This is a genomic window from Chitinophaga polysaccharea, from assembly GCF_902150045.1.
In the GTDB taxonomy this organism is placed as follows: domain Bacteria; phylum Bacteroidota; class Bacteroidia; order Chitinophagales; family Chitinophagaceae; genus Chitinophaga; species Chitinophaga polysaccharea_A.
Window position 1 is genome coordinate 902336 of sequence record NZ_CABFVU010000003.1, and the last position, 19541, is coordinate 921876.

Consider the following 19541-nt stretch of genomic DNA (forward strand, 5'->3'; position numbering starts at 1 on the left):
CCGATTCGGACCCCAGACTTTCCCGGCAGTTGCTGATCTGTAACAAAGCTTCTGGATCCCGATAAAGGCAGTCCTTCATATACTTATTCTGCTTATATTTACCCCCGGGAATAATTATACTAAGTTACAGCAGATCTGACCTTCTTTTAGTAATATGGGTAATACTGTCGTTAATCAGGCCAGGCTTGAATATCTATTTAATAAATATTACGAAATACTGTGTCAGTTTTCTTATAGCATTGTCAAAAATAATGATATCTCAAAAGATATTGTTCAGGACTTCTTTGTAAAATACTGGGAAAAATACCTGCACCAGGATCAACCTGATAATTTTGAGGCTTATGCCTACGTATCAGTTAAGAACAGGAGCCTTAATTATATCGAAAGCGAACAGGTGAAACAACGTCACAAACAGGATATTGAACAATCCCTCTACAGTGACGATGATCTGCAACACCGTAACAATGAAAATGAAGATTACAGGACCAGGCTTTTAACAGCCATCAGCCAGCTACCGGAACAAAGACGCAAAGTTTTTACAATGAGCGCCGTGGATGGGCTAAAGTACGCGGACATTGCCCAAAAACTGGATATCTCTATCAATACAGTGAAAACACAAATCAGGAAGGCCTATCTTTTTCTGCGGAAAAACTGTGGCCCGGTGTCTATCCTCCTGTTGATAACCTGTTACATGGGGGATCACCCTTTTTTAATTTTCAACTGTCATAATATAATGTAATGGGTAAGCGAGAAAAAAATAGTGACATAGACTGGGAAAAGCTACATCACCTGCTGGATGAGCAAAACGCAGCTGCATCACCGGAAGGGATGACAGCGGAAGAACGCGGGTTACTGAAAGAGATCATGGAAATGCGCGCACAGGCCGGCGACCTGAAGGGATGGGAAGGCGTAAACACAGCGGAAGACCTCATTAAGCTAAAAGCCAGGCTATCCCTGCCTGAAACGGCCACACCGGTTGTTCCCTTATACTACAAGATAATGCGCTATGTCGCCATTATATTGCTGCCGCTGGCTATAGCCGGCGCCACCTGGCTGGCATTGAAACGAAACAGCCACCAGCTTCCTGTAGCAGGAAATTATGTATCCAGGGAAACCCCTGCCGGCGCTGCCGATTCCCTGACCCTGGCAGATGGCACCAGGGTATGGCTGAATGCAGCTTCCCGCCTGGATTACCCTGCCACCTTTACCGGTACAGCCAGGGAAGTGACTATGACGGGGGAAGCATATTTCGAAGTAACACACAATACACAACAGCCATTTATTGTTAAAGTAAATAAACAGGTAGTACGGGTATTAGGCACCTCGTTCAATATAAATGCTTACGGAAAACATATCATCACCACGCTCACCCAGGGTAAAATATCAGTAGGACTGGCTGATCAACCGGGTACCATCCAATACCTGCAGCCTGGCCAACAGGCGGATTTAAACACTCTCAGCAGTACATTACAGTTAAGTACGGGCAACCTGGAAAATGCGATGGCATGGAAGGAAGGAAAAATAATATTTACCGATGCTTCGCTGGAAGACATTATGCAGCAATTAGGCGCTATTTATCACTACAGGGTTATCTTCATCAATAAAGCACCCGGTCAGCTCCATTATAACATACCGTTAATGACCAGGCCACCAGATATTTCCCCACTGCTGGATCTTATTAAGGCTACTACCACCAGCCCCGTAAATTTTAATATCGACTCCTTACAAAGGGTTATTGAAATCAGGTAATATTTATCTATCTTTAATTAAAACAGCGAACAACTTTAGTCTAAACATCAGTCGAAGTATCAAGATCAACAGCACATTTTTTGTTATCCAATATGATTCCATTAATTTGATGTACCATTCCAGATGTCATGTGAAGGGATGGCTACATTTGTCCCGAACACTATACCGGAACTGTTTCTTTCTCCTGGTTATTTGCTTACTCCCATTGAGTGCCAGTGCGCAGTCGATGCGTATGTCTATTCACGTGAAGCATAAACATATTACACAGGCGCTTACGTTGATCACCCAAAAAACGGGGATCACTTTTTTCTACAACACGGAAGAACTTAACAAACTGGGCCTGGTAAGCTTGCGGGCCGATAATGAAACGGTAGACAATATACTGCAACTGCTCCTGAAGGATAAAGGATTACAGGTGGTGCGTAAAAACGGGCTCCATGTGATCCTGCCCATCAATAGCAATGCATACAACCCTCCGGTTGTTAACATTTCGGGGCGGATCACGGATAAAAACGGGATGCCTTTAGCCCAGGCAAATATCGTTGAAAAAGGCCGCCGTAACAACACCTGGAGTAACGACAGCGGTATGTTCCATATCACGGTATCTCCCGATGCTATATTGCAGGTATCTTTCCTGGGCATGCAAACAACATCAGTGGCGGTAAAAAACCGGGCATTCCTCCCCGTTTCACTGCAACCGGCTTTCACCGCCATCAATGAAGTGGTCATAAACGGGTACTCCACTTTAAAACACCAGTATTCTGCGGCCTCGGTAAGCACTGTTTCAGCTGCCAGCCTGGATAGAAAAGATCAATTATCCATTGACAATATGTTGCAGGGTAAAGTTCCCGGCCTTGCTATTAACAGGAACAGTACCAGCCCGGGGGCTGCGCCCAAAATACGGCTGCGGGGCACTGCCACTCTTTCCGGCAACCGTGAACCTATCTGGGTGATTGATGGCATTATCGTTGACGCGCCAGTAAAACTCAATGCAGCTAACATCAATTCGCTGGATGATGTAAACCTGATGTCCAGTCCCGTTACCGGTCTTAACCCTAAAGACATCAAACAGATAGATATCCTGAAAGATGCCGCTTCAACAGCGCTGTATGGCGTTAACTCCGGCAACGGGGTGATTCTTATCACCACCCGTAACGGCGCCCCATATAAAAAGCCGGAGATCACTTTTTCCCAGATGACCAATATTACATTCCGGCCCAGCTATCATCACCTGAACCTCATGGATGCTGCCCAACGGATGGGGCTATCAAAGGAAATCATAGATAAAAAGCTGCCGCTTTCAAACGGCATTCTCCCGGATGGATTTGAGCGCGACTACACTGGTTTTCTCAATGGGAATATGAGCCGGGCCAGGTTTGAGCAACTGGAACAGGATTACAGATCGATGAATACAGACTGGTTTAACATCCTGTTCAATAACGGCGTTACACAAAACTACCACCTGTCGGTAAACGGTGGTGGTAAAAAAACCGCGTATTACCTGTCTGCCGGCTATACCAGTGAAACAGGTCCCGCTATCTTTACCCGGGCCAGGCAATATTCCGGCATGCTGGGCGCCAGCTATCATCCTATACCCGGATTACAGGCAGGCATCAAATTGTCCGGCGCCAGCAACACAGGCAGCTATCCTTACCAGACCGACCCGTACCAGTATGCCTATCACACCGCCAGGAGCCTGCCCTACACCAGGCAGCAGCAAAGAATGTATTATCCGCCGGCTTCTCCCAACTGGTCGGTAGACAATTATGTAATGGACACCTCACAGGTAGCGCTGTTCAACATTGTTTCTGAAATGGAGAACAGCCGTACCAGGACATCGGTAAATACTTACCGTGCAGTGATGAATGCCGACTGGACATTTCTCCGTTCCTTTAAGTTGCATGGCTTATACGGACTGGGCTCATCTGCTGCCAACAACAACAGCTATGCCCTGGAAAACACCTACTATATTGCCTCCCGGTACAGGATGGGGCTGGGGCCTGATATGCCGTACAGCGATGCAGCTAAAGGCAATATCATCCTTCCCTCTGGCGGCGAATACCAGGAAACTGCTACCAGGCAGTATTATTATACTATCCGTCATTCGCTGGAATATAGCCTTAAAGCGCACGCCCACTATATTCAATTGCTGGCAGGGAATGAACTGAGACAGTCGAAATATAATACCAGCAAACGTTTTATACTCGGGTATTATCCGGGCAGCGGGCTGGCGGCTTATCCCCCACCCGCCAGTGAGTACCCCATGTATAATAATTTCTTTACCTACTCCGGCATTCAACCTACTGCACAATTCATGGATAAATACCGGCAAACCAGCTGGTATGGCATGCTGGTATATTCTTACAAAGACAGGTATACATTGAACTTTAATATCCGGCAGGATGGCGCTAATTATTTTGCCTTGTATGGTAACAAGCCCTGGCAAAAAACCTGGTCCGCAGCGGCCAAATGGCGGGTGCTGGATGAACCGCTGATCAGCAGGCATAAGAAAACAAACAACGCTATCGATATCCGGGTATCTTATGGATATAACATCGGTTTACCGGAAATAAAATCCACCGGCCTGTCGATATCCAATCCTGTGCAGGATCCTATATCCGGGGAAAGCCAGGCTACTATTGTCAATTTTGATAACCCCGGGCTGTGTTGGGAAAAAACGTATGTGTTCAATGCAGGCATTGACTTTTCTTTTTTTGACAACCGGTTATACGGAACGGTTGAAGCCTACAGAAAACGGAGCCGCGATCTGCTTGCCAATATCAACCTGGCAGAAGAAAATGGTTTCAACGCAGGGATGTTTAACACCGCCGGTATTATAAACAATGGCATTGAGGTGGGGCTTCAGTACCAGGTTATCCGGCGGCGAAACTGGCAATGGAACATAGCGGCTAATATAGCCGTGAATAAAACCCGGGTATTGCAAAACAACTTCACTGATCCGGGGATCATAGGCAATCAGCAACAGTATCTTAGCGGGGATATCATCAAGGCCGGTGGCGATCTTAATACCATGTATGCTTACAAATTCACGGGACTCAACAGCCAGGGATTTCCAACTTTCCGTGGAATTTACGACCGCGATTATACCGTTCAGCCTACTGTTGCGCAATATTATGCCAATGTATTTGTTCCCGCAGGCCGCCGTATCCCGTTAACAGACGGTAGTTTTTCCAGCAACCTGAAATACCGGAACTGGAGCCTGACAACTGTTTTCCTGGTGAAGCTGGGCTATAAACAACGATTGAACAACCTTTATGAAAACGGGGCATTCGTACCTAACCCGGCGGAGAATATGTCGACAGCCATTGAGAAACGCTGGAAACAACCCGGTGATGAAAAAATAACCGATATACCCGGTGTTAATGCCCAGAATGGATTGTATCTCTTCGATCCGATTGCCATGTCGCCCGTGCAGTATTACCGCTTTGATGCTGCCACTATGCAAAATCTTAACAGAACAACTCCACTTTACCTCATGTCTACGCTTTCTCCGGAAATGTATAACAACAGCGATATCCGGATAGTAAATGCCAGTCATATCAGGCTTTCCACGCTTTCGGTACAGCGTAATTTCCCTGTACCGGGAAACGGAAGGCAACTGTTTAAAAATATTTCCTGTTATGCGCAGCTGCATGATGTATTGCTACTGGCAGATAAAAGGCTGAACGGCCAGGACCCGGAACTGCCCCCGGGTACATTGCCCAGGCGCCCGTCTTTCACATTTGGAACGGAGATAAATTTTTAGAGGTATGAAAATCAGTCATCTCACATATACCGGTATATTGCTAATTGCTACCAGCTTCATGAGCAGTTGCAGGAAGTACCTGGATACGCCCACAGATAACAGTCGCACCCCCCAAACGGTGGCAGATTATACTGAAATGCTGAACGGTGAGGGGTGGAACAGGAACCTGTCGCCGGACGGCGACCTCTTTCTTTACTTTCTTGATATGATGACAGCAGATGTGGAAGAAACCATTGGGCCGGCGCAATCGTTTGATGAAAAGGGGCCTTATTCCGCTTTTTACACCTGGCAGAATATATACGATATCCAGTATGATGAAAGACAGTCCCCTTCGGATATCCTGAATAATACCTGGCTTGGGTTATACAGGATTATAAAAGCATGTAATATTATTACCGATAAAGGAGAGAAAATTGAAGGAGATCTTTCCGGACGGCAATTCCTGCTGGGCGAAGCTCATTTTTCGAGAGCGCTGGCCTACTATTACCTCGTAAACATCTGGGGAAGGCCCTATGATCCTGCGAACAGGGCAGATTCAATGGGGGTGCCCCTTTCCGTCAGCAGCACGCTTGTAAATACACATCTGCCCAGAAGCACTGTTATTGCTGTGTACAACCAGATCCTGGAAGATCTCAACACCGCCCTGAAATATGTGCAGGAATCGGGAAAAACAAGCAGTATCTTTCATTACTCCCCGGCAGCGGTATACCTGCTCCTTTCACGTATACATCTTTACCTGCGACATTGGGAACAGGCCGCCGCCTTTGCAGGCCAATGCCTGGAAATCAGGTCTGCTTTGCAAGATAACACCACGCCCCGAACCAGTATGTCCGATTTTTATATCCGCATGCTGGGAGCAGCCAACCCGGAAATCATCTATACTTTTTATAATGATCCCAACCCCACTGCCTTCAACAACTTCGGAGGCGGAAACGGGTACGGCTTCAGTGTTTCATCAGACCTGCTCCGGCAATATGATTCCACCGACCAGCGATTGGGCGGTTACTATTATAGCAACAATGTTGTGGTGATTCCCAAAACAAGTGGTATTTACAGCGGCGCCTACTGCTTTTCCTTCCGCACTTCCGAAGCATACCTGAACAGGGCCGAAGCCAATGCACACCTGGGTGAAAATGAAAAGGCCCTCGCAGATCTTGATCTCCTGCAAAGTCGCCGCGTAAAAACAGTCACCCGATCGAGGCAAATTAACCGCGGAACATTGCTGGAAACAATATTGCTGGAGCGAAGAAAAGAACTGGCTTTCCAGTTGCACAACTGGTTTGATCTGCGCAGAACCACGGCCCCTTCCATCACACATTATTTTACGCCTGTTATTAACCAGCAAGTGCGCCCGCGCGAGCGATTTGTACTTAAAAAAAATGATCCGGGTTACACATTGGAAATACCCGCCCCTGCGCTGCAGGCCAACCCGGCATTAAAACCGCTTGGCCTTAAACGGAGGTTGCCGTTGTAATAAATTTGCAGCAGTAATAATACTGCCGCCTGTTTAATTTATAACCGATGTCTAAGTATATACCACATTTTTACTACTGACGGATAAATGTTTCTTCTGAAACATGATCCGAACCAGCTGAATTTGGGGATTCACGGGCCACAGCGTTGCCGGCTGCCATCAACAGCAACGCTGTCATACCCGCTGCCACAATGAAGTAATTACCATTAAAAGCCGCTAATGCCGGCCGCCTTAATCGTTTGGTTGGCACACACACGTTCCCCGTACGGAACATTCTGTAAAAGTCCATACTTATTAAGGTTATAAATTAATACCCCCCCTTCCCTGGTAGTCAGGAGCGGTTTTGATTCCGGGCATTCATTAAAACAACAGGCCTGCTGTTCACTGGTCTAGATTTGTTATAACTCTTTTGGTTGGTAAATAAAATTACGTTCGCTATACAACAGGCGACAAATAAAAAAGGGTGACCCGAAAAAAAATTTCTGTTACCGATCACCCTTTTTTATTTGTCGCCTGTCGTACAGCTAATAAGAGTGTTCAATTATAAATAAGATGATAATGAGCGGGGAGATCTCACCTGGCTTCAACTTGGTATTTCGGTATAAACATTCACCAGCCAAATGATCTCATTTGGCTTTGTTTTCTTATTTCGGTACAGATGAATGCACATTAATTAACCCCGGCAAAAGGGCATCCTGTAAAAAGGTGCCCTTTTCTGCATTTGAAAACCTTTTAGCTGCTTAAATGTTTATGAATAATACAGGGAGTGCCACCTGTATTTAACTCTCCCCGAATGGTTTAGGCCAACTTTTACGCAAATAGATTTTAACTATTTAATTATAGAAATTAATTGAGTTCATTTATATTACAATACCATTACCTTTATCATCCTGCACAAATACAAGGTGCAAGTAATTGTTCACTCAATACAAAACTTGTAAACATGGGAAAAGAATCAAACGACATCAGTAAATGCCCTTTTCATAATGGCAGCATGAAACTCAACGTTGGCGGAGGCGGCACCAGGAACCGCGATTGGTGGCCCAATCAATTAAAATTAAGTATCCTGCGTCAGCACTCGCCCTCGTCGAACCCAATGGGTGAAGACTTCAACTACGCCGAAGCATTTAAAAGCCTCGACCTGGAAGCAGTGAAAAAAGATCTTCATGCACTGATGACCGACTCACAGGACTGGTGGCCGGCCGACTTCGGGCATTACGGCCCTTTGTTCATCCGCATGGCATGGCATAGTGCAGGTACCTATCGTGTGGGGGACGGCCGTGGAGGCGCAGGCTCAGGACAGCAACGTTTTGCCCCGCTGAACAGCTGGCCTGATAATGTGAGTCTTGATAAAGCCCGCAGGCTGCTGTGGCCCATCAAACAGAAATATGGCCGCAACCTTTCCTGGGCCGACCTGTTGATCCTTACCGGTAATGTGGCCCTGGAATCAATGGGCTTTAAAACATTTGGCTTTGCCGGCGGACGTGTAGACGTATGGGAACCGGATGAAGATGTATACTGGGGCTCAGAAACCACCTGGCTGGGCGGAGACCTGCGCTATGCGCACGGTTCCGAAGGCGTTCCCAAAGAGCATGGCGTTGTTTCCTCTGATGATGATGCAGATGGCAAGATCCACTCCCGCGACCTGGAAAAACCCCTGGCAGCCGTACAGATGGGCCTGATCTATGTAAATCCTGAAGGTCCTGATGGCAACCCTGATCCCATTGCAGCCGCTAAAGATATCCGCGATACTTTTGGCCGTATGGCTATGAACGACGAAGAAACAGTAGCCCTTATAGCAGGCGGCCACAGCTTCGGCAAAACACATGGCGCAGCTCCGGCCACCCATGTAGGCAAAGAACCGGAAGCTGCCGGACTTGAAATGCAGGGCCTGGGCTGGAGCAACAGCTACGGCTCCGGTAAAGGCGCAGATACCATTACCAGCGGACTGGAAGTAATATGGACAAAAACGCCTACCCAATGGAGCAACAACTTCTTTGAAAACCTCTTTGGCTTTGAATGGGAACTGACCAAAAGCCCGGCTGGTGCACACCAATGGGTAGCTAAAAATGCCGATGACATAATTCCTGATGCATACGACGCTTCCAAAAAGCATCGGCCTACCATGCTCACCACCGACCTTGCCTTACGGTTTGATCCTGCCTACGAAAAAATATCCAGGCGCTTCCTGGAAAACCCGGAAGAATTTGCCGACGCTTTTGCCCGTGCATGGTTTAAATTAACCCATCGTGATATGGGCCCCCGTGCACGTTATCTCGGTCCGGATGTTCCACAGGAAGTACTGATCTGGCAGGATCCTATTCCTGAAGTAGATCATCCGCTGGTCGATGAAAATGATATTGCTGCCCTCAAAGCAAAAGTGCTCGCATCCGGTCTTACCGTATCCGAACTGGTGTCTGTAGCATGGGCTTCCGCTTCTACCTTCCGCGGCTCCGATAAACGCGGCGGCGCCAACGGCGCGCGCATCCGGCTGGCACCGCAGAAATTCTGGGCGGTGAACAATCCCCCGCAACTGCAGAAAGTACTGGACGTACTGGAAGGTATCCGCAAAGAATTCAACGGCGCACAAAAAGACGGTAAAAAGATCTCCCTGGCAGACCTTATCGTGCTGGCCGGCGCTGCTGCGATTGAGAAAGCGGCGAAAGATGCAGGAAGTACTGTCACCGTTCCATTTACACCAGGCCGTATGGATGCCTCACAGGAACAAACTGATGTTGAATCTGTCGGTCACCTGGAACCCGCTGCAGATGGCTTCCGCAACTACCGCAAATCAAGATCTGCTGTGCCCACGGAAGCGCTGCTGATAGACAAGGCCCAGCTGCTCACGCTTACCGCACCTGAATTAACTTTGCTGATCGGCGGTTTGCGTGTGCTGAACATTAACTTCGACGGCGCAAAGCATGGCGTATTTACTTCACGCCCGGGCGTGCTTACCAACGATTTCTTTGTAAATCTGCTCGATATGCGTACCGCATGGAAGGCGCTGTCGGACGACAAAGAATTGTACGAAGGCAGCGACCGCGCCACCGGCGCCGCAAAATGGACAGCCACCCGCGCCGACCTGGTGTTTGGCTCCAATGCAGAACTGAGGGTAATTGCCGAAGTATATGGCAGCGCTGATGCACAGGAAAAATTTGTGAAAGACTTCGTAGCAGCATGGAATAAAGTGATGAACCTCGACAGGTTTGATTTAGCCTGATATAGATTTAAATAAGAGGAAAGGCCATCTTCAGTATTTTACAGAAGATGGCCTTTCCTCTTTTGCATTACGTCTCTCCTAACGCTTTATAAACTTACGGGTATGACTCGTTTCCCCGGACCTGATCTTTAAAAAATAAGTACCCGGTACCAGTTCGGTAACGTCAATGGATATACCGGATACTGTCTTCAAACGCTGACCTTTGCTGTCGTACACTTCGAGCACTGCATTATTATTCAGCCCGCTTACATAAAGCTTGCTGCTGGCCGGGTTGGGATACAACACAATGTCCTTGTCCCTTTTTAATTTTTCATCTCCCGGAAAATCTTTTTGATATTGAACGGCAAATGTTCCGGCAGTATCTGCCGCCAGGCTATCTCCTGCCGGAAGCCCGTTTTCCTCGCGGAGCAACTGGAAAAGATGATCCGGCCGCACTACAATATGATTTGAATCCAGCGAATTCATTACGTTCTTAAAGTTAGTGGGCTTCACATCCTGCCAGGGTTGCGCCTGGATGATAATAAACCTCGGCGTGGTACCATTCCATCCTGCAGAAGCAGCGGCAATGGCATCTTTCATAGCCTGCTCCCCTGTGCAATAGTTGCAGGAAAGCGGCATTCCCGGTAAACGCTGGTTGTAAATACTAAGCGCGCCACCGGTATTCTGGGCGGTTAATCCCAACAGTGAAGGCGCATAGGTGGCAAAGCTCTCGCCTACATTCTGGTTGATACCGCCTGTAATCGTATTCCAGACAGTAAGCACCCGGAAACCGGCTCTTTTATTGTAATCTTCTGTTTTAATAACAAACTGGTTTAACGTATTCTGATCAGGGAAATTATTAGGATATACATATCCATACCCAGAAGGTCCGGAAATCAGGTTATCGTTATCAGTGGAAGTTTGATGATAGTAGTTCAACGCCCCTGGCATAGCATCAAGCATGGCGGGCGACAAGGTCCATCCCATAGGCACAGCGCCGCGATCGGGATTACTCCATAGCTTGCGCATCAGGTGCTCCACGTATTGTAAATTATCGCCGTCGCTTAGTATAAAGGCAACATAGATCTTGTTCTTCAGTGTTGGTTTTGGAGGGATAGGTTTGATGTTGACCGTTCTGGGCATGCCACTGTGCACTGTTAAATTAGTGGCATAATCACTCGCCACGGTGGCGATACCATAGCTGGATGCCCGGGTGATACCGGCGCCTTCTTCGGGCCACCAGCCCATGTATGCCGATCCTGCCGGCATGGAAGATAAGAAGCTGTTCAGCAAAGCGCTTTCACCGCTTACAGCAGGATCCAGCCAGATTACAGCCGCGCCCAATGCGGTGGCGTATTCCCTTAAAGAGCCCTGGTGCAGTTCCGGGCTTAACCCGATCAGTAAACGATGATCCATTGTGGGCCAATAGGTGTTGTACAATGTTTGATATACCTGCAGCTTGCTCGTAAACTGCCCCCGCAGATCTGTTAGTATGGGAAGATTATAAGGTGCAGCCGTGAGCTTTGGTAATAAGGCAGGCGAAGCAATGAGCGCTTTCTTATCTTTTGCAAGTGTTGTTGCCAGGTTAACAGTGGCCGTTTGCGCCGGGTCGTATACAATAAGACCGGATATTTCGCTGCGGTATTTGCTGATCAGCTCCCACCTGTCTGTATGTTCTGTCCATGTTAAACCCAGGGATTGCATCCAGGCATATGGCCCTTCCGCAAAGGCATCACCTTCATAGGAAAAGATGCGTGGCTGCGTTCTGTTCACAATGCCTTTCAGGGAACTGAACAGGTAGGTTTCCGCAGCGGCATCAGTTTGTTGCTGTACACCTACCCAATCCACTTTTATATAAGCCGCTCCTTTCCAGAATACGCGCAGCTCTATAGAATGATTGGCAGCGGGCATAGTGAAGGGCAATTTAAAACTTGTATAGTTAGATGCTATAGTAAACTGTTGCCGGGTAATTGTTTGCGCTGCGAGAATGGCGCCTGTAGTAGCGTCCCTTACATCAATATCTACCACAGGATTATTATCTGCTGTATTGTTATCTATTTTCATGCGGAACTCCGCCATATTGGCTCCTGCAGTAACAGAGTTATCATATGGGCCATAGAGCATATGCTCATTTGCCGCGTCGATTCCAACCTGGCAAAGCCATCCATCTGTTTCAAGCCGCCCGGTATGATGCGCCATTTGTGGGCCTTCTGCTTCCCAGCGCCAGCTCAGCGGAGCGGTGCCGTTATTGTAAAATAAATCCAGGTTGCCCGCCGTTGCGGGAAATGAGGGCAATAACTGACCCGCCGGCCATGTTACCTGCGCCACCGCCGCTGTGGTTAACAGCAATAAAGAAAAGGACAATGCTGTGAGGGTTAAAAAGGGTTTGATGTTGAAGCTCATAGTAATAGAATTTGGTTCAATGAATAACACGGGAATATAACGGGTTCATATGAGCCGTGGCAGCTCATGTATACAGTTTATCATAGTATTTTCCCGGCGGCGCCGGGCACGCCTGTTAACAAAACATCTCTATCGCAATAATATAATAATATAGCGCAATTAATTTACAATTTCAGATTTTTTATACCCGGATACCACCTATCTTATCAGCGTGATTGTTCCCTTGAATTCAAATGCTTCCCCGTTTTCGCAGATAGTTTTCAACGAATAGATATAGGTGCCTATAGGCGCCACATTTCCTTTGTTCTTACCATTCCATCCTGAAACCGGTGCATTTACGGGGAAGTGCATATTTTCAAATACCAGTGTGCCCCAGCGGTCGTAGATCCGCAGGTATTCTATTTCTTTCACGCCTTTACCTTTGGGATAGCAATATTCATTTTGCCCATCGCCGTTGGGTGTAAATGCATTGGGCATAAACACTGCACCTTTACTACAGGTAACGTGTACGGTTATATCATCGGAGGCCTTGCAGCCGAAACGGTTTTCCACCTCCAGCACATACCGGGTAGTGAGATTGGGAACAGCCTGTACAACGCGGCAGGTGCTGCAGTCCAGGTCTTCCACCGGCGACCAGTTCCAGCGAACTACATCATTGCTCACGCTGGCTCCCAGTTGCACCGGCACGCTGGCCATTGCCAGCATATCGCCACCCAGCATTACTGTTGGCAATGGGTTCACCTGCACCCGCAGCGATGCGTTGTCGGAAAAACAGCCGTCCTTATCGTATCCAGTTACCTTGTAAGTATAGCTGCCAATGCTGGTTAGGCTGCCTGTTGGCGTGGCAATACCGGGATTATCAAGGCCAGGCCCTTCCCATACATAGCTATCAGCCCCGGTTGCCATCAGGGGGAGCTTATCACCGATACAAAGCCCGGTATCAGGTGTAGCCCTGATGGTAAAGGGCTGCACCACGCGGATGCTGACATCGCTGGTATTAATGCAGCCATTATTGTCTGTCACTTTCACCTGGTAGGTGGTATTGGCAACGGGGCTTGCCTGGGGATTGGCAATATTAGGATTGCTCAGTCCTTCGGCGGGCGTCCATTCATATTTAACACCACCGCTGGCCTGCAGCACCGTTGTGTTATTCAGACAAATAAAATCCGCAGGAGCCGTGGCTTTCGCATCCGGCAAAGGCAGGATATTGATACTGTGATGCGCGGTATCTGTACAGCCTTCCTTATTGGTAACTGCCAGTGTTACATCTACCATGCCTGGTGTGGTAAACGCCTTATCTGCGGGCTGTTGTTTGTTATCGGTACCCTGTCCGCCAAAATTCCATTTCCACGTAACATCGCCATCACCGGAAGCGCTTCCGTTAAAAGTTACGGGTACATCCCTGCAGGCTTTATCCGGGCCGGTAATGGATGCCCGCTGCACCGGGCGTACCAGCACCGTAACAGATACTGTTTTTACACAATGATAGGCGGTAGTAGTAGTGAGCGTAAACTGGTAGGTACCTGGCTTATTCACGTGGAACTTTGGTGTGGCGGTGTTTGCGCCTGTAGCGGTTACCGAAGGATCATAGGTCCACTGATAGGTAGCCGGCATTCCCAGGCTTATGGAATGGCTGGTGAAATCAGGATCAAAGGTGATATCACCTTCACCGCATAGTTCCGTAGCGGAAGGGTTCAGTTTTACATCCAGCTCATCTATTACGATCGGATCTTTAAGCAGGGCCAGTCCACGGCACCCTAAATTATCGGTAAGCAACAAGCGGGGATTATATATTCCTGGTTTCTTAAAGGTATGTGAGATCACTGTTTCCTTTGTTTGCTGTACAATACCATCTGTAAAATCCCAGCTGAAAGTGGCCGGCTTTGCCCCGGTGATATTGAACACTACTTCCTGTTCATGACAGCCGCCCTGGGTACTTGCCGTTATTTCTGCAAACGGGCCTGTTACTATAATGGTTTCTGCTACCTGGTCTTCATCTCCATTATTTCCCTTTACTTTTAAAGTAACCTTATATTGGCCGGCCAGCGTGTAGGTATGCACGGGGTTGGCCTGGTCTGAAGTGCTGCCATCGCCGAAATCCCAGAAGGAGCTGGTATAGTTGAAAGACCTATTGGTAAAGCGGAACAACATAGGCGCACAATTGCTGCCATCAACAAAGGAGGAAGTATAGGTAAAAGCTGCGCCCGTTTTTGTAACCTTGATCTCTTTTTCGGCAGTGTCTTTACAACCATTGTTATCAGTTATCCGCAGCTGTACTTTATACAACCCTAAATTGGCGTAGTTCACCACTGCCTTTTGAGTAGTTGAGGAAGAAGTTCCATTACCAAAATCCCAGCGCACCGTTGCAATGGTGCCGCCAATGTCTGTGGATTGATTGGTGAAAGTAACATTGGTACCGGGTGTTACCAGGTATTTATCTGCCACAAAATCTGCATTGGGGCCGTTCACCTGCAGAGTTTTCCCCGAGTAAACATTCGAGCAGCCTTCTTTATCGGTTACCTTTAATACCGGTTTGAAACGATAGCCTGCCGTGTCGTACACATGTGTAAAGGGCGGCGCTGTGATGGTTTGCGAAGGTGTTCCATCGCCGAAATCCCATTCCCATTTTGCCACTCCGCTGCTGTAAGTAAGGTCTGTAGCATCTGTAAAGGTTACCGCCGTACCACGGCATTGCACATCTGACGGCAGGTTGTACCCCGCCAGCGGGCCACGCACCGCCACGTTCACCACGTTGCTGCTGTCGGTACAACCCGCCCTGTTGATAGCCAGCAGCTGCAAGGCCTGTTTGCCCGGCGCCAGGTTGGTAAACGGATAGCTGGTAAGCGTACTGTCGGGATAGGCTTTACCGTTAGCCTGCCAGGCATACCCGTTAATGCCGTAGATATCCGGGTTATAGCTGCTGATCTTTGTATGTACGGTATCACTGCTGCACAAGGTGCTTTTATCTGCAGTGATGGCAACAGGTGAAGCTGCAATCACCTCCACTGTTCTCTCCAGCTTTGTGGTGCAGATACCGTCTGACACCGTGAGGCGTACCAGGTACCTGCCTGTTTTAGGGTAGGTATGGGTAAGCCTGGCGCTTCGTGTAGTGTAGGCCGTATCTGTACCATCGCCCCACTCCCATTTCCAGGAGGTGGCCCTGGTGGAGCTTTCGTTAAACGTGGCGGTAAGACGATTATTACAATCCGCCGGGGCAACAGTGAAACGGGGAAATGGATCCGTAGCTTCTATGTATTGCTTTTTAGTCAGGGAATTACTGCAGGTACCGTTGAAAACGGTAAGCGTAATATCGTATATACCTGGCGCCGTGTAACTGTGTTGAGGCGTTGGATTGTTGTCCTGGCTGATGGTTTTATCTCCGAAATCCCATACCCATTTATCGCCTATATTCGACTGGTCTTTGAAACTTACCGTGGTATTACCACAAACCTTTGGGCTTTCAGGCGAGGAGAAATCTACCGTGGGTTTACGGTATATCTTTACATCCTGCTGGCATTTCACGGTTCCCGTACATCCGTTTACGGTAGTATAGGTAAGCGTTACCGGGTAAGTGCCCTCTTTGGGATATACGTGTGCAGGACTGGCTTCTGCTGACTTTGCAGATCCATCTCCAAAATCCCAGCTGTAAGTTGCTATCAGGTCACTGCTGTTGCTGGTAGCGGTAAACGTTGGTGAGATGCCCTCGCATCCGCTGGCCTCCCTGGCAGTAGCCGTAACCAGGGTTTGTATCACAGGGATATCTGCTTCACTCCTCATCTGGCAGCCTACCGCATTGGAAGCCACTACGCTTACTTTATAAACACCTGCTGCGCTGTAGCTATGTACAGGATTTTGCTCCGTGGAGGTTTGCTGATCACCAAATGTCCATTGCCAGCCGGTTGCGCCTGATGAATTGCTGTTAAAGCTGACCGTAACCGGCAACGTGCAGGATGGCTTATTATCACTGCTGATATTCACTGCCGGCGAGGCATTCACAGTGGTGGTTTTCTCCACCACCTGGGTACAGCTTCCGTAGGTAGTAGTTAACTTCACTTTCAGCGGGCCTGCAGCTGCTGGGGTATAGGCAATTGTGGCAGTGTTTCCGCCGAAGGGCTGGCCATTGACCTCCCAGGCATATTTATCCGGCTTAATACCAGTGGCCACAGCGGTGAAACTGTTGGCCCTGGCGGCGCATACCAGCGTTGGTATATCTATATCCGTGTTATAATTGGCCAGGTTAATATCGCTTACAATCTTGGTATCAGAACAACCCAGTTCATTGGTTACAGTGAGGGTAATACTATGCCTGCCGGGAGTGGTAAAGGTGTGCTTCCCCGGATCTTTTTGTGTAGAAGTAGCGCCATCGTCAAACTTCCAGAGATAGCTAAGGGTGCCGCTGCCGGTGGAGGTGTTGGTGAAAACCACATCTGCCGGCGCCTGGCAAAGCGTTTTCTGCGCCACCGTAAAATCCGCCCTGATGGCGGGCAATGCTTGCACTGCTTTTTCCCGCCGGAGAAAATTCGTACAGCCATGACTATTAGTAACCGTTAATGTTACCGCGTAATCACCGGCCCGGTCAAAGGTATGTGTGATGTTGCTGCCGCTGCCATCAAAGCCGTCGCCGAAGTCCCAGGCATATTGGGTAATGGTACCGTCTACCGGGTCCGACTTATCGGTAAATGTGGTAGTAAAAGGGGCGCAACCGCTTGGAGGTACGGCGCTGAAGTTCACCTTTGGCTTACTCCACACATTGATGAAATTGGTTTTGGTAATGGTATTGGTAGCACCGGTAGCGTCTGTTACAGTGAGCTTAACGGTATAGCTGCCCGCTGTTACATAAGAAGCCTGGGGATTTTGTTCTGTAGAAGTAAAGCCATTGCCCAGGTCCCATTGCCAGGATACAGGGTTGCCTGTGGAATGATCGGTGAAGGTGGTAACCAGCAGGCCGCAATCGGCCGTATTGTTTGCCGTAAAATCTGCTTTCAGCTGCGCACGGGTAGTAAGAGCCATCAGACAAAAGGATAGCACAGACAGCGTGAAACAGGCAATAAAATTGCCTTTGGCGGATATGGCTAGGTTCATCGTTTTTTCGGATATGATACGGACTCTCGATACAGTTGTACAGGCAATGTACAATTTTTCAGCCAATATGTGCCATCTCTAAAAAAGGCTGCCCAAAAGCAAAGAATACTTTTGGGTCAGCCCATGGTTCTTCTTCTGACAAAGTCAATGGTTGCCGGTACTATGGCTTGCTATGCTTCTTTACAAATTCATCACCGGCTTTGTTGATGTTTCCTCCTATAGGTTCAAACGATTGATTGATCCTGTTAAGCGCGGCCTGGATCTGCGGCTGTACGGAAGTATCGCCGCTTTTCTCTTTCGTCCGCAATCCTATCAGTTCTTTGTAAGTTTCGCCGGCTATCTTTCTATATTCTTTCAATCCCTGTTCCACAGCTGATTTCAGGCCTCCATCCTCTTTGATGGTTTCTATCTTGTTCACTTCCGCAATGGATTTATCCAGCTGCTCTACCCATGTTTTACGCACCGATTCCGCTTTGGCAAAGTCCTGGCTCACCATGGCAGTATTCATTTCATTCATATGTTTTTCCTGCTCATTCATCACAGACATCAGCTTATTATTATATTCAACAGGGCTAAGCGATGCGCCGCAACTTGCAATCAGGGTACTAACGGCAGCAATACAGAAGGAGGTGAAAATGGCTTTTACGTTTTTCATTTTGTTTTAGTTTTCATGAATTGATAAGGCAAAAGTAGCGGCAGAAGCCTGGTGGAGATATCCCTGAAATCAGCCATTTTTAATTCCACGACAATTGTAAATTTGCAGCTGATCAAAAAAACCATGCACCTGCCGTATCGTATGCACTATCACCTTGCTTCTTACCACTGCCAGCAGTAATGCGCAATTGCTGGCCGATTCGCTTCGTAATATTATAGCCCGGCCGCAGCTGCCGCTGGAAAAACGTATAGACGCAATGGACAGGCTTGGGCAGGTGGTATTCTTTAACTCAGGCTGGAAGGAAGGCCTGGGTATCCTGCGTGGCTCCCTGGCCATGGCCGCTCCTATGAAAGACGGCCAATACCGCGCTCATACCTATGGCATGATGGCCGCCTCTTATTTTATTATGGGAGATGAAAACGCCGCCTATCAATGCATGGACAGCGCCAATTATTACATAGCCCGGTCGCACAGCAACCTGATGAAAGGATATGTGCAATACATGAAAGCCTGGCTGCAGATCCGCGCGCACAAGGAAACAGAGGGCATCCACACGTTGCAGCAGGCCCTTGATATCCTGGAAAATGAACCGGATGCGTTAAGATATAAACAAGCTATTTATTCAGAACTGGCGGGCATTTACTTACGGTGGTACGACCTGGTGAATGTTGAAAAATATACCCGGCTCTCCCTGGCCGCCGCCAATAAACTGGGCTCGCTGGATAAACTGATCAGCGCCAACCAGGAACGGGGCTCGTATTTCACCAATCTTTACCGCAGCAACAATTCCCGTCAAGAGGCGCTTGATTCAGCGCTGTTTTATATACGCTATGCACTCAATATTGCAAGGGCCAACAGGCAACGGCTCGTGAATCCCAGCGATATTCCCTTCGCCGCCGCCGGGCTGGCCAATATTTTTGCAGAGAATATGCCTCCCACCCAGGCCAACAAAGACAGTATCGACTATTACAACAATATAGCGCTGGAAGAAGGCAGGATGACTAAACAATATGTAGTGGAAGCCGGCGTATATAACACCCTGGCCAATATGGCCCATAACCGCGGCGACTATAACGAGGCGACTATAACGAGGCGATTGAATATTACAACAACGCCATTGCAACATCAGTGCAGGATCCCCTTTATGATAAATACAACCTTTCCCAGTCGTACCTCGGACTGGCAACCGCGTACGAACAGAGAAAAGATACTT

9 protein-coding genes and 1 pseudogene are annotated in these 19541 nt (G+C 48.2%); 6 read left to right on the forward strand and 4 right to left on the reverse strand.

What is annotated here, in order from left to right:
* Window positions 1-154: 154 nt before the first annotated feature.
* The 4 genes from FN124_RS24145 (at window position 155) to FN124_RS24160 (ending at window position 6989) form a co-directional block, all read left to right on the forward strand.
* Window positions 155-739 (forward strand): RNA polymerase sigma-70 factor, encoded by a 585-nt coding sequence (locus tag FN124_RS24145; RefSeq protein WP_142687331.1) that lies wholly within the window; start codon window positions 155-157, stop codon window positions 737-739.
* Window positions 739-1749 (forward strand): FecR family protein, encoded by a 1011-nt coding sequence (locus FN124_RS24150; protein ID WP_142687332.1) that lies wholly within the window; start codon window positions 739-741, stop codon window positions 1747-1749. Before FN124_RS24145 ends, FN124_RS24150 begins: the two co-directional genes overlap by 1 nt.
* A 205-nt stretch (window positions 1750-1954) precedes the next feature.
* Window positions 1955-5515: a SusC/RagA family TonB-linked outer membrane protein gene (locus FN124_RS24155; protein ID WP_185937348.1), complete on the forward strand. Its 3561-nt coding sequence runs from the start codon at window positions 1955-1957 to the stop codon at window positions 5513-5515.
* Window positions 5516-5519: 4 nt separating this feature from the next.
* The gene (locus tag FN124_RS24160) at window positions 5520-6989 is read left to right on the forward strand and encodes a RagB/SusD family nutrient uptake outer membrane protein (RefSeq protein WP_142687334.1); all 1470 of its coding nucleotides are present in this window, start codon (window positions 5520-5522) and stop codon (window positions 6987-6989) included.
* Between the two features lie 73 nt (window positions 6990-7062).
* Here the strand turns inward: FN124_RS24160 and FN124_RS24165 are convergent, their stop codons facing one another.
* The gene (locus FN124_RS24165; protein ID WP_142687335.1) at window positions 7063-7278 is read right to left on the reverse strand and encodes a hypothetical protein; all 216 of its coding nucleotides are present in this window, start codon (window positions 7276-7278) and stop codon (window positions 7063-7065) included.
* A 654-nt stretch (window positions 7279-7932) separates the two neighbouring features.
* Between FN124_RS24165 and katG the strand changes: the two genes are divergently transcribed.
* Window positions 7933-10209 (forward strand): catalase/peroxidase HPI, encoded by a 2277-nt coding sequence (gene katG, locus FN124_RS24170; protein ID WP_142687336.1) that lies wholly within the window; start codon window positions 7933-7935, stop codon window positions 10207-10209.
* A 78-nt stretch (window positions 10210-10287) separates the two neighbouring features.
* Here katG and FN124_RS24175 read toward each other — a convergent pair whose 3' ends face one another.
* The 3 genes from FN124_RS24175 to FN124_RS24185 all read right to left on the reverse strand — a co-directional run bounded on the left by FN124_RS24175 (window position 10288) and on the right by FN124_RS24185 (window position 18328).
* Complete coding sequence (locus tag FN124_RS24175; RefSeq protein ID WP_142687337.1) at window positions 10288-12591, reverse strand: T9SS type A sorting domain-containing protein; 2304 nt, start codon at window positions 12589-12591, stop codon at window positions 10288-10290.
* A 198-nt stretch (window positions 12592-12789) separates the two neighbouring features.
* Entirely contained in the window at window positions 12790-17673 is a 4884-nt protein-coding gene (locus tag FN124_RS24180; RefSeq protein WP_142687338.1) for a PKD domain-containing protein, read from the reverse strand.
* Between the two features lie 160 nt (window positions 17674-17833).
* On the reverse strand, window positions 17834-18328 hold the full coding sequence (locus FN124_RS24185) for an LIC11966 family surface protein (protein ID WP_142687339.1): 495 nt from the start codon (window positions 18326-18328) through the stop codon (window positions 17834-17836).
* Between the two features lie 1128 nt (window positions 18329-19456).
* Here FN124_RS24185 and FN124_RS31835 point away from each other — a divergent pair.
* Window positions 19457-19528 (forward strand): annotated as a pseudogene (locus FN124_RS31835) (hypothetical protein); the annotation flags it as partial.
* Window positions 19529-19541 lie beyond the last annotated feature (13 nt).

Excerpts from the sequence above, each read along its gene's own strand:
- FN124_RS24145 (WP_142687331.1), top strand. The coding sequence starts at position 155 with ATGGGTAATACTGTCGTTAATCAGGCCAGGCTTGAATATCTATTTAAT.
- FN124_RS24150 (WP_142687332.1), top strand. The coding sequence starts at position 739 with ATGGGTAAGCGAGAAAAAAATAGTGACATAGACTGGGAAAAGCTACAT.
- FN124_RS24160 (WP_142687334.1), top strand. The coding sequence starts at position 5,520 with ATGAAAATCAGTCATCTCACATATACCGGTATATTGCTAATTGCTACC.
- FN124_RS24165 (WP_142687335.1), bottom strand. The coding sequence starts at position 7,278 with ATGGACTTTTACAGAATGTTCCGTACGGGGAACGTGTGTGTGCCAACC.
- katG (WP_142687336.1), top strand. The coding sequence starts at position 7,933 with ATGGGAAAAGAATCAAACGACATCAGTAAATGCCCTTTTCATAATGGC.
- FN124_RS24175 (WP_142687337.1), bottom strand. The coding sequence starts at position 12,591 with ATGAGCTTCAACATCAAACCCTTTTTAACCCTCACAGCATTGTCCTTT.
- FN124_RS24180 (WP_142687338.1), bottom strand. The coding sequence starts at position 17,673 with ATGAACCTAGCCATATCCGCCAAAGGCAATTTTATTGCCTGTTTCACG.
- FN124_RS24185 (WP_142687339.1), bottom strand. The coding sequence starts at position 18,328 with ATGAAAAACGTAAAAGCCATTTTCACCTCCTTCTGTATTGCTGCCGTT.